Here is a 14,845-nt window from a genome sequence, read left to right on the forward strand (position 1 = left end):
ATGCCGTCCCCATGCGCCAACCGGCGCTTCGCTCCGCTCGGTCAGGTCCCGCCCCATGCTCGGACTCAGGGGCCGCTCCATCAATCGGTTTGACGCAGTTCTGGCCATGTGCATTCGCACCTATGCCGCTCACCTGGCTGGAGTCTGTGCTGAATGACGGACCCCGCGCATCAGTAAAGCTACCTACCTGCACCTGCGGCAGGCGTGGCTCACCAGCGATAACGTGCGCCAATTCGCAGAATCGACTCCGTGTAGTGCTGGCCGCCCTGCTGGTACGCCACGTTCGCCCATGCGCTCCAGTCCCGCCCCCACCCGACGTCGAGGCCGAGTTTCAGCTCGTAGCGGTTACCCGGATACAGGTCGCCCAGCTGCACGCCATTGAACGCCAACCGGTCCGGCACCTGGTCGTGCCACCAGTTCACCGTCACGTAAGGCTGGTAGCGATGCTCGCCGGACACCCACGTGCGGTGCGTGCGCAGGCCAAGCCGCGCGACCCAGCCCGTGCCGTCGGCGCTGTCAACGCGGGTGCCGTTGACCTCGGTGCTTTCATCGCCCTGGTAGTCAAGGTAGACCAGCTGCAGTTGCGGTTCCACGAAGCCGTCGCTGCCCTCCCCCAACCGCAGTGCGTACCCCGCTTCCACCGAGAGCGCCCACATGCGCGCGTCGTAGCGTACGTCGGGAAGCCCGTCACCCTGCACGGTGTTGCGATAGCGGCCATGGTTGACCCAACCATCCAGGTACAGCCCCGCCGCCCCGGGCCCGGTGGCATACCAAGTGGTGTAGGCCCCCAGGCTCCATCCCTCGGTCCTGCCGCGTGAGCGGGCGGGATTGCCGGCGGCACTGGCGTGGTTGCTGGCCGTGCCATGGCCCAGCATTCCGCCAAAGTGCAAGGTGCCCTGTCCGTGGCCGACCTGCCAGCGCCCGACGTCGCCGCCGGCCTGCACCAGGGTGGCGTCGGTATCGATGTCGAACGCGCGGTCACGACTGCGGCTGCGTCCGTCGCTGCCGACGACCCGCACCCATGCAGACGCATGGGTCATTTCCTCCGCGACATCGCCGCGCTGGGGCCAGCCGTTTTCACCCAGGCGGTCATGGAGGCTGTGCACGAACATGGCGGCGGCCTGGCGCTGGTTGGCCAGGTAGGTGCCGACTTCCGGACGGTACAAGGGCTCGACCTCCCGCAAAGGGGCCTCGGGCACGACCGGTGGAGGTGCCGGCGGAGGGGGCGGTGCAGGCGGTGCGGGTGGCTCCGGCGGTACGGGTGGCTCGGGAGGCGGGGACGGATCCGGCGGCGCCGGAGGAATGGGAGGCGTCGGAGGAACCGGAGGCGTCGGGGGTACAGGAGGAACGGGCGGCGGCTGCGGCGGTGGGTCGGTGGGCAGGCGCTGCGAGGTGAGGAACCACGCGTCCGGGCGGGACGCGTCCCGGCTGCCCCGAACCAGCTGGTACTCGTACGGCCCCTCCACCACGCGCTGCAGCAGCGCGAAGGCGCCCGCATGGGTAACGGCGCCGCCCTGGGTGTCGACCAGCAGGATGCCATCGCCGGCGGTCAGCGCCCCCTCGCCGCCACTACGACGTACGTGCACCCCGGTCTGGCCGCTGGCGGTGCCGCCCACGATCACCAGGCGATCCGACGGTGACACATCGCCCGCCAGCCACGTGTTGAAGGTGATTGCCCCGCCCTCGCCCAGGTAGTCGGCCACCGTTAGTGTCTTGTAACTCTCCAGGCCTTCAGCAGGGCCAAGTGGCAGGCCAAACACGATGTCACTTGCACGGTTGGTCAAGCGGGTCACCACCGACGACCCGCTCAACGACCAGCGCGTCGCGGCCTGCAGCTCCATGTCTGACGTGCTGCCCGGCTCGGTCAGCGCGGCGCCGTCGAGCATTGCGCCGGACGCGGTCATGGCGAGCGTGCCGCTGCGGGTGCCGACGGCGGCCACGGTGAACAGCGTGCCGCTTCCGCCGCGCACGTCCACGCCGTCGGCCAGGCCCAGCTGCAGGCCTGACCCGGCCACTTCAATGGCCGCCGCCTGCGCGCTCACCAGTTGCCCGCCGGACACCGAGGCACGATTGGACCGGGTGCTGCTCGCGGTGCTGGAATACAGCCCGGCAGCCTCCGCGCCCTGCGCAAGGATCACGCTGTCAATGGCGGTCAGGCTGCCGCCGGAGATGACCGCAAGGCCATGCGCCATCGCGTTGGTGGTGGTCACCGCCGCATCCTGCAGCAGCAGCGTCGGCGTCCCTTCCACGAACGGGCTTCCGGTTGCCACCGCGCCGTAGGCGCCGACGCCGGAGGTCGTGATTGTGCCGTTGGCAAAGCGAAGCATGCCCATGGTGGACGGTGCGAGCACGGAATGGGAGGCGTGTACGCCGTAAACGCCGTCGGCGGGAACCTGCACGTTCACCTGGTCGGCCTCCAGCTCACCACCCAACGCAAACAGCCCCGCGCCCTGGCGCAGGAAGGTGGTGCCGAACGTCGCGCCGCTGGGTTCGATGGTCCTGACGATGCCGCCGTGGGTGTCGTCGATGGTGAGCACAGAACCGCTGATCGCAACGCGTGACCCCGTGTCGGCGACCACGCCCATGCCGGCGCCTTGTATGCCCAGGCGGCTGGCGGTGATGTCCGCCCCGCGCGTGGCGGTGATTCCGGTGCCGGCAATGCCGGTGAACGTGATCAATGCGCCATCCACGGTGCCGGCGGGTACCAGGGTGTTGTCGGCGACGATGCCTGCGGTTCCAGCATTGACCGTGGCCGGATTGCCCAGGCTGAGCTGGGTGGACGCATCGGCGAACACGAGCCCGCCGTTGGACAGGTACAGCCCGCTGACGTCGTGGCCGCTGTTGGCGATGCGCGTGCCGTTGCGCGCGTCGATCATGCTGCCCGCCTCCACCGCCATCAGTGCGGCGCCGCCGGGCGCGCTGTCGGGACCGCTGAGCGCGATGCTGCTCCCGTCGATCAGCACCACGCGGCTGCCACTGTCGGCCCGGACGCCGTAGGCGCTGCGCGAAAAGGTCGACACGAGATCAATGCCCAGCGTGACATCGCTTCCCTGCACGGCGCGCATGCCGTAACCGGAGACGTTGTTGCCGGTGGTGGCATTGTGCATTTCCAGGCGGATGCCGCTGCCAACGGGCTCGGTGAACCGGCTGTTGCTCACGCTGATGCCGAGTACGCCCAAGCCGCTAGCATTGAGCTGGATGAGCGTCTGTGGGCCCATCAGCACCTGGCCGCCGTTGATCATGTCGACCGCATGCCGGGTCGACGGGGTGGAGGTGATGACGGTCGCACCCGGGCGCAGATCCACGCGGGTACCCACGTTGGTTGAAGACACGGCCGGCTGGGTGTTGGTCGCACGCAGCTCGGTCCCGGGCGTGACCTCGCACGTGCCGGCGGCAAGCGCGATCCGCGCGGTCACCACCACGCAGGGATCCGCGCGTGTCGACTGCGCGAGCCCCAGCGCTGCACCGAGTGCGATCGCTACGCGGCTACCGCGCGTGGCAATGCTCAGCATGACGGTCCCTTGGCACGGCGCCGCCCGCGGGCGGCCTGCCTGGGCCACCATGGTCCTCCCGCGCCGCAGCGGTGTACCGCCATTCGTCGGCAGGCACCACCAGTAAATGTACTTACCCGTCCTTCCACGCGCTTTTCATGCGCCGGGTACAACCCTGTGCGCAGTCCGGTTCACGCCGCGAGGAACGCCCCATGCTGCCCGCCCTGCTCCGACGTATTGCCGTACAGCTGTTCGACAATGGTGTGCTCAGGCTGATCTTCGAGAACACGCGCAACATGGCGGTGTCCTCGCTGATCACCGCTGCGGGGCTGGAAGTGGTCCGCGCCGGGCCGGGTGACCTGGATCTGGTCAACCCCACGCTGGCCGGCTACGTGGTGGTCATCATCGGGGTCAGCCTGTTGCTGCTGAACCTGGCCGACGGGCTGTGGCGGCTGAGCCGCATGAAGTCGCACCTGGTCCTGCAGCTCCTGCTGTGTGGCGCCTACGCCTTCATCTTCTGGCGCGTGGTGTACCTGGTGCTGTACTTCAAGGCCGGTGGCGGGGCGAGCATGAATACCGGCGGCTGATCCGCTCAGCGCTGGTCCTTGAAGATCTTCCCGTCCTTCATGATCACGTTGAAGTTCGCGTCCGGGTTGGTGATCACCGTGATGTCGGCCAGCGGATCACCATCCACCAGCAGCAGGTCGGCCAGCGCGCCCTCCTCCACCACGCCCAGGCGGCCGGCATACGGGCTGCGCTTGCCGGACAACGCCAGCAGCTCGGCGTTGGTGCCGGTAGCCATGATCAGGGTTTCGGCGGGCGTGTACCAGCGGGTCAGGCTGGCCAGGATCTGGTTCTGCTGCGCCGCCAGCGCGCTGGAAAACAGCACGTCGGTGCCGAAGGCGGTCTTGAGCTTGTACTTGATCGCGAAGCGGTAGGTCTGGTCGGTGCCGGCGAATACCTCCTGCGCCTTCTGCCACTGCTCCGACCCCTGCGGGAAGGCATTGGCAAGCTCCGGCGGGAACGGCTGGGTACTGAGCCAGGTGCCGGTATCGCGCATGCGCCGCGCGGTGGCGTCGTCCATCAGGCTGGCGTGTTCGATGCACTTCACCCCGGCGCGGATGGCGCGCTGGATTGCCTCCGGCGTGTAGGCATGCACGGTGACATAGGTACCCCAGTCGCTGGCCGCCTCCACCGCCGCGCGCACCTCCGGTTCGGTGAAGGTCACCACGTCCAGCGGACTGTGCGGCGAAGACACCCCGCCGCCGGCGGTGAGCTTGATCTGGCTGGCGCCGCGCATCAGCTGCTCGCGCACGCGCACGCGCAGCTCGTCGGGGGTATCGGCGATGGCGCTGTCGCCCAGTACATCGTGGCGTGAACCGGGCTGGCCCAGCGTACGTGGCAGGTCGGCCGCCTCGCGGAAGTCGCCATGCCCGCTGGTCACGGTGATCATGGCGCCGGAGGGAAAGATGCGCGGCCCTTCCGCATGACCCGCATCGATCGCTGCCTTCAGACCCCACACCGCCCCACCCACGTCGCGCACGGTGGTGAAACCACGCAGCAGCGTCTTCTGCGATTCGGCGCCGGCCACGATATTGATGTAGCCGGTATCGGCGGTCATCAGCGACTGCATCGGAATGCCGGCAAACATGCTGTGCCAGTGCATGTCGATCAGCCCCGGCATCAGGGTGCGCCCGCGGCCGTCGATGACCCGCGCCCCAGCCGCGTCGATGGGCGCGGTGGAAATCCGCGCGATGGTGCGGCCCTGGACCAGCACGTTGCTGGGCGCAGACAAGCGTGCATGGGTGCCATCGAAGATGCGCACGTTGGTGAACAGCACTGCCGCCGGGGCCGCTACAGCGGGTGATGGACCCGCCGCTGCGCCTCCCGGCGCCTGCTGCGGCAGCGGATGCGCGGCAATGGATGCGACCAGCGCGAAGGAGAGCGCGGCACCCAGCAGACGGCCGGACAGTCTTTCCAACATGGCGGTACTCCCCCGAGCGATGGTCTGGCTGGTATAGGAGGCGCTGCGTTATAACGGCGTGTACCGTGCACCGCGTTGCGGGATTTACTGGTGGTGTTTTCACCAGTGCATAACGCCGCGCGCGGGGTAATGGCCCGGTCCCTTCAGGAACGACTGCCATGACCGTGCTGTCCCGCCTTGGCAAGGATCCGGATTCGATCGGCATGGCGATGAAGTCGAGCTGGCCGCGGCTGCTCATCGTCGGCGTGCTCCTGCTGCTGCTCGGCGCGTTCGGCATCTATGCGTCCTCCTTCATGCTGCGCACCATGACCGTGCTGATCGCTGGCCTGCTGGTGATCGCCGGCGCGCTGCAGCTGACCGAGGCGTTCCTGCTGCATGGGCTGCCCAGCTTCGCGATGACCATCGCACTGGGCGCGGCGCAGATCATCGGCGGCATCGCCATCTACACCCACCCGGAATGGGCCGCCTACGCGGTAGCGACGACGGTGGCGGCGGTGCTGGTGGTGCAGGCGATCGCGCAGATCAGCCTCGCGTTCCGCTTTGCACCCGGCGGCAAGCGCTGGATCTCGCTGGTCTCGGGCCTGATCGCGCTGGTGGCGGCGGTGGTCTGCGTCAGTGGAGTAGCCTGGGCCGGACGCGCCTCCGCATCGTGGGGCGTGGGGCTGGCGCTGGTGGCGATGGGCGCCGCCTACATCGCCATTGCCCTGCTGTTCCGCCAGGATCGCGCGCCGGTCGCGGCCGATCCGCGCTAGAACGCGCCTTCCAGGTAGGTGTAGATGTAGTTGGAGCCGCCATCGACCGTGCCCAGCATCCGCGCCGAGCCGAAGATGCCCGAGCGGTGCGATACCCCGAAGCCGAAGTACAGCTCGCGCCAGCGCTCGCTGCCGAAGATGTCGCCCACGCTCACGTCGATGCTGGGGTCCAGGTAGTTCAGCACCTTGGAGGTGTTGCGTTCGCGACGCGCCTGCGACTGCACTTCGGCGTACGGTACGCGTTCGGCGTAAGACACACCGAAGCCGAAGCCGATCCGGGTCTTGACCCGGTGCGACCACGGGAAGCCGTAGTAGAAGCCTTTCATGTAGGCATCGATCTGCCAGGCGTCCGGCTGGTAGCCACGTTCTTCATGGCGGAGCACGCCGACATACCCGACCAGGTCCAGCGGCCAGCCGTTGAGACCGGACACGAACGGCCGGCCGACGTGCACGCCCCAGATGTCGGTCGGATCGTCGTCGTTGAGGCTCACGCAGCTGAAGGTCATGATCTTGACCAGGTGGCAGCCCTCGTCCGAATCGCGGCCGTAGAACACCTTGACGTAGGTAGGCGTGTCCTCCTTGTCCCAGCGCACCTGGCCATTGCCGAAGTCGTAGGCGGCGCCCAGCATGCCGCCCCACTCGACGTTGCTGTCCGCCAGCGGGCTGCTGCGCACTGCGCTGGAATAGCGCTTGGCGAACACGCCGCCGAGAAGGCTCCAGTTCTGCAGGATGCGGTAGCGTCCGTACAGCCCCGCCGTGACATCCACGCCGCTGCCGGCCGAGTACGCGCTGCGTTCCGCGGTGACTTCGTAGTCTTCCACCCCGAAGTAGTAGTCATTGAGCTTGGCGCTGCGCCAGCCCAGGCTGATCACCGGCTGCAGCGCCCAGCGGTCGCCGCGCCAGGTGTGGCCGTAGGCGGCTCGGACCTCGGTGCCATTGGAGCTGCCGGAGATGTCCTGGCGCACGCTGAGGTCCAGCGCGTGGTCGTTGCGCTTGAAGTAATACCGTGCGCCGATATCCGCTTCGCTGTTGCGGGTTTCCATGCCCTGCAGGATGTCCGGCGTCTCGTCTTCCGGGTAGCCTTCCAGCCGCCGTTCGACGAACAGTTCAAGACCCTGGTCCTCGCGCGTGGCGAAACGCACGCCGGCTGCATTGGAGCGCAGGAAGAAGCGCTCGCCTTCATACAGGTACAGCGGCATCAGGTCGACGCGATCGTCCGCGCCCTTGTACGGCGAGGTTTCGATCCGGCCCAGGAAACCCAGCCCGGCACTGCCGGGCTCTTCCAGGATGGTGCCCAGCATGGCGTCCTGCGCGGCCAGCGGTGCCGACGCGGCCAGGGCGGCGGCCAGCACGGCGAGTCGATATCGGGATTGGGCGCGCATGTGGCCTCCTACTTCACGAAGTCGTACTTGAGCGCGGTCTGCAGGCGGAACACGTCGCCGCTGTCGCCGCTCTGCTCCTGCAGCTTTCCGTACAGCAGTTCGGCGCCCCAGCTCCAGCTGGACGATGGTTGCCAGACGATGTTGGCTGCGGCGTAGTCGCTGCGCCGGAACGCGCTCGGGTCGAGCAGGTCGTCGCGCTCAAGGTACAGCCGGCTGTAAGTAAGGGTGGAGCGCCAGCGCTGCGTCCAGTGATGGGTGTAGCCGACCCAGCCGCCATACTGCTGCAGCACCTGCAGGTCGCCCTGTGCGTCGACCACGCCATCGAGGTTCAATCCGCCCAGGTCGCCGAGGAAGGCGGCAATGCCCTGCCCGCCCAGCGCGCCGAACACGAAGTAGTCCCCGTTGTCGCCGCCGCCCCAGGTGCCGCTCAGCGCAAGCCCGCCGGCCATGGCGCTGTCGCTGCCTTCATTGCTGTCCTGCGCCGAGTCATAGGCGAGATAGCGCAGCAGGCCCGAGGCCTGCAGGCTGCCCCACCCCGCTTCGTGCCTTGCCGCCAGCACCAGGTTGGGCGCGGCGGTGCGCGAGCGCTGGGTAGCGCCATCGAACTGCAGTTCCGGTGCGCGATGTTCGGCCGCCAGGATGATCTGGTTGCCGCCGCCCAGCGGGAAGTACTGGCGGATGCTGGCCAGGCGCGCCGACGGCGAGGCCGGCGGACCGGCGAAGTCCAGCGTGTCGGGACCGGAATCCAGGTCCATGAAGGCCGACCAGCCGAAGCCTACATAGGTGTTGCCGAGCTGGCCCCAGGCGTGGCGCAGCCGATAGCCGTAGCTGCCGCCGGAACCGAAGAAGTCGTTCTGCACCAGAAAGCGCAGCTGGCCGGCGCCGGTGTCGCGGCGCCCTTCCAGGGTGAGGCGGGTCTGCCGCGCGTGCATGTTGAAGCGGGTGCTGTCGCGCCCGCCGTCGACCGGGATCTCGGAGGTGATGAACTGGTCGCTGTCGCCGGCGTCGCCGCTGTCGAACATCGCATCCAGCTTGGCGTAGCCGCCCAGCCGCAACCAGGTGCCGGTGCCGGGGATCTGGAAGAAGCCTTCCAGGTCGTCGCCGGGTGGCACTTCGTTGTCGGCGCGTGCGGTGGCCTGCTCGTCTTCATCGAACGTCTCGTGCGCCGGCAGTGGCGAGCGCGGCACGTTCAAGGTCGCCGGCGTCGCGGCGACCAGCGGCGTGCCGGGCACCGACACCGTGCCCGGCGCGGCGGCCACGCCGGTGCTGGGCGGTGCGGGCGTGGCGGGTGCCGCCGGGGCGGTGCCGGCCTGGCCGGACTCGAGCGCCTGGATGCGCGCGGTGAGCATGTCCACGGTCTGGCGCAGGCGCTGGATTTCAGCGTCCTGGCTGGCGTCGCGGGTCTGGGCGGCAACGGCGCCGGGCAGCAGCACCGAGGCAAGGCAGAGGGTTCGGACCGGAATGCGCATACAGAGCGTACCTCGCAGGATAGTGGGGGAATCTCAGTCGGCCGGGCGCTCCCGCAGCGCCTGGCCGCCGCCCAGTGCGGCGTACAGGTTCACCGCGTCCTGCAACGCCGCGGCGCGCAGCTGCAGCAGGTTCTGTTCGGCAGCGAAGTGGTTGCGTTCAGCGTCCAGCACTTCCAGGTACGGGGTCAGGCCCACGTCGTAGCGGTCGTGCGCGGTCACCACCAGCGCCTGCTGGACGTCCACGGCGCGCATCTGCGCCTGGATCTGCAAATCATTCTGCTCGGCGGCGACCAGGCCGCTGGCCACTTCGCGGAAGGCGTTCTGCACAGTGGACTGGTAGGCCGTTTCGCGTTCATCGCGGGCGGCGGTCGCACCGTCCACGCGCGCGCGGCGGGCGCCCCAGTCCAGCAGCGGCAACACCGCGCCGCCGCCGAACGACCACACCCGGTTGCTGTCCGAGACCAGTCCGGACAGTTCGCTCGACGCGTAGCCGCCGGCCGCGGTCAGGGCGATGATCGGGAAGTACAGCGCCCGCGCCACGCCGATGTTGGCGTTGGCCGCACGCAGCTGGTGCTCGGCCAGGCGGATGTCCGGGCGCGCTTCCAGCAGTGCCGACGGCAAGCCAGGATCGAGCCGGGTGAGCTGCGCGTCGGGATCGAGTGGCAACCCGGCGGGCAGCACCGGCGGCAGCGGCGTGCCGACCAGGAACTGCAGCAGCTGCAGCGACTGGCCGCGGTTGCGGCGCAGCTGCGCCAGCTGCAGTTCGGTCTGGGTCACCAGCGCATACGACTGGTTGAAGTCGATGGAGGAGGTCAGCCCCGCGTCCATGCGCAGCTGCGCCAGCTCCAGGGTTTCATTGCGGCTGGCCAGGGAACGCTCGGCCAGCACGATGCCTTCGTCGCTGGCGCGCACCGCGTAGTAGCTGGCGGCTACGTTGGCCACCAGCGACAGTTCGGCGGTATTGCGTGCTTCTTCGGTCGCCAGGTACTGGCGCCGCGCCGCTTCATTGAGGTTCGCCACCCGCCCCCAGAAATCCAGCTCGAACGACGGAATGCCCACCTGTACGCCATAGCTGTCCACCGTGACGCGGGGCGCGCCGTCGGCGCCACTGAGCGGGGTGCGCAGGCGCTGCGCGGAGGCGTTCGCGTCCAGTCCGGGGAGGCGCTGGCTGCGCTGGATGCGGAACTGGGCGCGGGCCTGCTCGATCCGCGCCGCCGCCCCGGCCAGGTCGCGGTTGTACACCAGCGCCTGGCCGATCAGTCCGCGCAGCACCGGGTCGTGGAAGAAGGTCTGCCAGGCAATGGCCGGTGCGGCGCCGCCGTCGGCCGCGGTAGACGGGTACGCCGCCGGCACCGGTGCCTCGGGCCGAACATAGTCCGGTGCCAGGTTGCAGGCGCACAGCTGGCAGGCCGCCAGCACCACACCCCAGCGCAGCAACGTGCGCTCAGCCATGGCCGCCCTCCCCGTCCTGCGGCGTCGCCGCCGGCGCTGGCGGCTGGCGGTCACGCGCGCGCCGCCGCAACACGAAATAGAACAGCGGGGTGAAGAAGATGCCGAACACGGTGGCGCTGAGCATGCTGCCGAGCACCCCGGTGCCCACGGCCTGGCGGCTGGCGGCACCGGCGCCGGTGGCGACCACCAGTGGCACCATGCCGACGATGAAGGTCAGGCTGGTCATCAGGATCGGCCGCAGGCGCTGCTGCGCGGCCTGCAGGATCGCGTCGCGGACCGGCACCCCGCGCGCTTCCTCGTCGAGGCCGAACTGTACGATCAGGATCGCGTTCTTCGCCGCCAGGCCGATGATGGTGACCAGGCCCACGGTGAAATACACATCGGCGGACATCCCGCGTGCGGCGGTGAACACCACCGCGCCCAGGATGCCCAGCGGCACCACCAGCAGCACGATCACCGGGGTCACCCAGCTTTCATACAGCGCCGCCAGCAGCAGGAAGGCGACGACGAAGGCCAGCCCCAGCAGCATGCCGACCTGGCCGGAGGCTTCGCGTTCTTCGCGCGCGGTGCCGGTCCACTCATGGCGCATGCCCGGCGGCAGCACCTCATCGGCGATGCGCTCCATCTCCACCAGCGCGGCGCCGCTGGACACACCGGGCGCGCCCTGCCCCGACACCGTCGCCGACAGGAACCCGTTGTAGCGCTCCACCTGCTGCTCGCCCACTGTCCAGCGCGTAGTCGCGAATGCCGAGAACGGCACAGACTGCCCGTTGCTGCCGATCACCCGCAGGTCGGACACGTCCTCGGCGCGCATGCGCTGTTCGGCGTCGCCCTGGATGAACACCCGCAGCACATTGCCCTGGCGCACGAAATCATTGACGTAGGCCGAACCGAACATGATGCCCAGCGCCTGGTTGACCTGCGACAGCTGCACCCCGAGCGCACGCGCCTGCGTACGGTCGATGTCCACGAACAGCTGCGGTGCGCGCGGCATGCCCTCCGGACGCACCCCGGTCAGCCGGTCGCTGGCCGCGGCACGCGCGGTGATCCCCATGGCCGCGGCGGACAGGGCCTGGCCGCCGACGCCGCTGCGGTCCTCGATCTTCATGCTGAAACCGGACGCGTTACCCAGCGACTGGATCGCCGGCGGATTGAGCGCGAATACCTGCGCCTGCGGAATGCGGGTGAACGCCGCGCTCATGCGCGCGGCCAACGACATCGCGCTGCGCTCGCTGCCGCTGCGTTCGGCCCACGGGTGCAGGTCGACGAACGACATGCCCACCGCCTGGCCCTGGCCGAAGAAGCTGAAGCCGATCACCGTGGCCACGTTGCGCACTTCCGGTTGCTGGCGCAGGATCGCCTCGGCCTGCTCGGCGGCGGCGCGGGTGCGCTCCATGGTGGCTCCGGGCGCGGCGTTGTAGGCCACGAAGATGTAGCCCTGGTCCTCGGTCGGCAGGAAGCCGCCGGGCAGGCGCGCGTACAGCAGGCCGGTGAGCAGGGTCACCCCCACGAACACGCCGATCCACAGCCACGGCCGCACCAGCATGCCGCCCACCCAGCCGGCGTAGCCGCGACTGCTGCGTTCCAGCCCGGTGTTGATCGCGCCGAACAACCGCCGCGCCGGACCGCCCCTGCCCACCTGCTCCTTGGCCGGACGCAGCATCGCACCGCAGATGGCCGGCGCCAGGGTCAGCGACAGGATCGTCGACACCACCAGCGATACGCTCAGGGTGACCGCGAACTGACGGTAGATGCCGCCGGCCGAGCCGGGAAAGAACCCCATCGGAATGAACACCGCCAGCAGCACCAGGGTGGTGGCGATGATCGCGCCGGACAGCTGGCCCATCGCCTTGGCGGTGGCCTCGCGCGGGGGAAGCTCTTCCTCGCGCATGATCCGCTCGACGCTTTCCACGATCACGATCGCATCGTCGTTGAGGATGCCGATCGCCACCACCATCGCGAACAGCGACAGCAGGTTGATCGATACCCCGAACGCCAGCAGGCCCAGGCACGCGCCCAGCAGCGACACCGGCACCACGATGGTCGGCAGGAACACCGCGCGCCAGCTCTGCAGGAACAGCAGCACCACGATCGAAACCAGCACCAGCGACTGCAGCATGGTCACGGCCACGCCATTGACCGATTCGACGATGAACGGGGTGGTGTCGAACGGCGTGGTCCACTGCATGCCATCCGGGAAGCTGCCCTCCAGGTCCTGCATGCGCTGGCGTACCGCGGTAGCGGTGGACAGCGCATTGGCGCCGGTAGCCAGCGACACCGCCAGCCCGGCCGTTTCCTGCCCGTTGAGGCGCAGGTTGAAGGCGTAGTTGTCGTTGCCCAGCTCGACCCGCGCCACATCGCCCAGCCGCACCGTGGCCGCACCCGGCGTCGCGCGGATGATCACCTGGCGGAACTGCTCGGGGGTACTGAAGCGGCCGCGCATCACGATCTGCGCGGTGGTTTCGGTCGACGGCGTGGTCGGCTGCAGGCCCAGGCCACCGCCGGCGGTCTGCGCGTTCTGCTCGCGCACCGCGGCCATCACCTCGCCCGGCGAGATGCCGTAGCTGACCAGCTTTTCCCGGTCCAGCCAGATCCGCATCGCGTAGCTGGACCCGAACAGGGTCACATCGCCCACCCCGTGCACGCGGCGCAGTTCGTCGGCGATGTTGCTGTTGGCGTAGTCGCCCAGTTCCAGCGCCGAGTAACGGCCTTTGTCGGACTGCAGCGAGATCAGCATCAGGAAGCCGTTGCTGGCCTGGGTCACGCGCACGCCCATCTGCCGCACTTCATCCGGCAGGCGCGGCTCGACCCGGGCCAGGCGGTCCTGCACCTGCGACCGCGCGATGTCCAGGTCGGTGCCGCTGCGGAACGTCACCCGGATCTGCGCGGTACCGTTGGCGCGGCTGGTGGAGGTCATGAACAGGAAATCGTCCACCCCGCTGAGCTCGTTTTCGATCACCGAGGTCACGGTGCGGTCCAGGGTCTGCGCGTCGGCGCCGACGAAGGTGGCCGAGATGCTCAGGCTCGGCGGCGCCACGTCCGGGTACTGTTCCACCGGCAGGGTCGCCAGCGCGATGCCGCCGAACAGGATCGCGAACAGCGCGATCACCCACGCCATCACCGGCCGGTAGACGAAGTAGCCGCTCATGGCGCCTCGGCCTTGGCCTTCGCAATCGGCGTGGACTGGATGGCCACCGGCTGCCCCGGCTGGATCTTGTGCCAGCCGTCGACGATCACCCGGTCGCCCGGGGTCAACCCGCTCTGCACCACCCAGCGACCGTCGGCTTGGCCGGCCAGGGACACCACGCGCCGCACCGCCACGTTTTCGTCGTTGACCAGCATGACGCTGGCCTCGTCCTCACCGACCTGGATGGCGCGCTCCGGCAGGCTGAAGCCGTTGCGGATACTGCCCAGCTGCAGGATGCCGCGCACGAACTGGCCCGGCAGCAGCCGGCCGTCCGGATTGGCGAAGCGCGCCCGCAGCGTACGGCTGCCCGTGGCCGGATCGATCGCGGTTTCGCTGAAATCGACAACGCCCTCGGCGGGAAGGCGCTCGCCACCGTCGAGCAGGATCGTCACCCGCACCTTGCGGTTGTCGCCGACGTCGATGCGACCTTCCTGCACGCCGCGTTCCAGCGCGTTCATCGATATGTTGGAGGGATTGAAGATGACGAATGCCGGGTCTACCTGGTCGATCCGGGTCAGCAGCGTGGCCGCCGCCGCACTCACCAGTGCGCCTTCGCTGACCTGGGCGCGGCCGGTGCGACCCTTGATCGGCGCGCGCACGGTGGCGTGGTCCAGCTGCAGCTGTGCGCGATCCACGGCCGCCTGTGCTTCCATCATCGCCGCGTCAGCCTGCCGGAACGAGGCCTGCGCCGATTCGTACTCCTGCACGCTGACCGCCTTTCGCTGCACCAGCGTCGACAGACGCGCGCGCAGCGCCGAGGTCTGCGCCTTGGCCGCACGTGCCGAGGCCAATGAGGCGCGTGCCTGCTGCACCCGCGCGCGCAGATCGCGCGGATCGATCTGGAACAGCGGCGCGTTGGCCTCTACCTCGGTCCCGTCCACGTACAGCTGGCGCTCGACGATGCCGTCGGCGCGCGCCCGCACCTCGGCCGAGCGGCTCGCTTCCACCCGTCCGGGAAGCTCCACCAGGTTGGGCACCGCCTGAGCCTTCACCACCTCCACCGCCACCAGCGTCGGCGGTCGCTCGGCCGTGTCGCCGCCGCCACCGCGCCCACATGCGGTCCCCAGCGCAACACCCGCCAGCAGCCATGCACGCGCCATCCACCCAAGGGATTGCATCCGTCCGGTC

General features: G+C 69.1%; 9 protein-coding genes. 2 read left to right on the forward strand and 7 right to left on the reverse strand.

Features of this window, described 5'->3' with window-relative positions; all coding sequences use genetic code 11:
* Positions 1-209 precede the first annotated feature (209 nt).
* Positions 210-3,512: an autotransporter outer membrane beta-barrel domain-containing protein gene (locus FSZ13_RS01295; RefSeq protein WP_186308818.1), complete on the reverse strand. Its 3,303-nt coding sequence runs from the start codon at positions 3,510-3,512 to the stop codon at positions 210-212.
* A gap of 191 nt (positions 3,513-3,703) precedes the next feature.
* Here FSZ13_RS01295 and FSZ13_RS01300 point away from each other — a divergent pair, with 191 nt between their 5' ends.
* Complete coding sequence (locus FSZ13_RS01300; protein WP_145477631.1) at positions 3,704-4,078, forward strand: hypothetical protein; 375 nt, start codon at positions 3,704-3,706, stop codon at positions 4,076-4,078.
* A 5-nt stretch (positions 4,079-4,083) separates the two neighbouring features.
* On the opposite strand, the gene FSZ13_RS01305 is transcribed toward FSZ13_RS01300, so the two are convergent.
* Entirely contained in the window at positions 4,084-5,475 is a 1,392-nt protein-coding gene (locus tag FSZ13_RS01305) for a metal-dependent hydrolase family protein (RefSeq protein ID WP_145477632.1), read from the reverse strand.
* A gap of 158 nt (positions 5,476-5,633) precedes the next feature.
* Between FSZ13_RS01305 and FSZ13_RS01310 the strand changes: the two genes are divergently transcribed.
* On the forward strand, positions 5,634-6,227 hold the full coding sequence (locus FSZ13_RS01310; protein ID WP_145477633.1) for a DUF308 domain-containing protein: 594 nt from the start codon (positions 5,634-5,636) through the stop codon (positions 6,225-6,227).
* On the opposite strand, the gene FSZ13_RS01315 is transcribed toward FSZ13_RS01310, so the two are convergent.
* The 5 genes from FSZ13_RS01315 to FSZ13_RS01335 are packed head-to-tail and all read right to left on the reverse strand — an operon-like array spanning position 6,224 to position 14,835.
* A complete protein-coding gene (locus FSZ13_RS01315) occupies positions 6,224-7,609 on the reverse strand; it encodes a MipA/OmpV family protein (RefSeq protein ID WP_145477634.1) in 1,386 nt (461 codons plus the stop codon). The two genes, FSZ13_RS01310 and FSZ13_RS01315, sit on opposite strands and share 4 nt — an antisense overlap.
* Positions 7,610-7,617: 8 nt before the next feature.
* A complete protein-coding gene (locus FSZ13_RS01320) occupies positions 7,618-9,078 on the reverse strand; it encodes a DcaP family trimeric outer membrane transporter (RefSeq protein WP_145477635.1) in 1,461 nt (486 codons plus the stop codon).
* A 33-nt stretch (positions 9,079-9,111) separates the two neighbouring features.
* On the reverse strand, positions 9,112-10,530 hold the full coding sequence (locus FSZ13_RS01325; protein ID WP_145477636.1) for an efflux transporter outer membrane subunit: 1,419 nt from the start codon (positions 10,528-10,530) through the stop codon (positions 9,112-9,114).
* Positions 10,523-13,678 carry a multidrug efflux RND transporter permease subunit gene (locus tag FSZ13_RS01330; RefSeq protein ID WP_145477637.1) on the reverse strand — a complete coding sequence of 1,052 codons (3,156 nt, stop codon included), beginning with the start codon at positions 13,676-13,678 and terminating at the stop codon, positions 10,523-10,525. The genes FSZ13_RS01325 and FSZ13_RS01330 overlap by 8 nt, the downstream gene beginning before the upstream one ends.
* Entirely contained in the window at positions 13,675-14,835 is a 1,161-nt protein-coding gene (locus tag FSZ13_RS01335) for an efflux RND transporter periplasmic adaptor subunit (RefSeq protein WP_145477638.1), read from the reverse strand. Before FSZ13_RS01335 ends, FSZ13_RS01330 begins: the two co-directional genes overlap by 4 nt.
* Between the last annotated feature and the right edge of the window lie 10 nt (positions 14,836-14,845).

The organism is Stenotrophomonas rhizophila, from assembly GCF_007667275.1.
Classification (GTDB): Bacteria; Pseudomonadota; Gammaproteobacteria; order Xanthomonadales; family Xanthomonadaceae; genus Stenotrophomonas; species Stenotrophomonas maltophilia_AE.

What these genes read in the sequence shown, in the direction of transcription:
- FSZ13_RS01295 (WP_186308818.1), bottom strand. Translation starts at nt 3,512, where the DNA reads ATGCTGAGCATTGCCACGCGCGGTAGCCGCGTAGCGATCGCACTCGGT.
- FSZ13_RS01300 (WP_145477631.1), top strand. Translation starts at nt 3,704, where the DNA reads ATGCTGCCCGCCCTGCTCCGACGTATTGCCGTACAGCTGTTCGACAAT.
- FSZ13_RS01305 (WP_145477632.1), bottom strand. Translation starts at nt 5,475, where the DNA reads ATGTTGGAAAGACTGTCCGGCCGTCTGCTGGGTGCCGCGCTCTCCTTC.
- FSZ13_RS01310 (WP_145477633.1), top strand. Translation starts at nt 5,634, where the DNA reads ATGACCGTGCTGTCCCGCCTTGGCAAGGATCCGGATTCGATCGGCATG.
- FSZ13_RS01315 (WP_145477634.1), bottom strand. Translation starts at nt 7,609, where the DNA reads ATGCGCGCCCAATCCCGATATCGACTCGCCGTGCTGGCCGCCGCCCTG.
- FSZ13_RS01320 (WP_145477635.1), bottom strand. Translation starts at nt 9,078, where the DNA reads ATGCGCATTCCGGTCCGAACCCTCTGCCTTGCCTCGGTGCTGCTGCCC.
- FSZ13_RS01325 (WP_145477636.1), bottom strand. Translation starts at nt 10,530, where the DNA reads ATGGCTGAGCGCACGTTGCTGCGCTGGGGTGTGGTGCTGGCGGCCTGC.
- FSZ13_RS01330 (WP_145477637.1), bottom strand. Translation starts at nt 13,678, where the DNA reads ATGAGCGGCTACTTCGTCTACCGGCCGGTGATGGCGTGGGTGATCGCG.
- FSZ13_RS01335 (WP_145477638.1), bottom strand. Translation starts at nt 14,835, where the DNA reads ATGCAATCCCTTGGGTGGATGGCGCGTGCATGGCTGCTGGCGGGTGTT.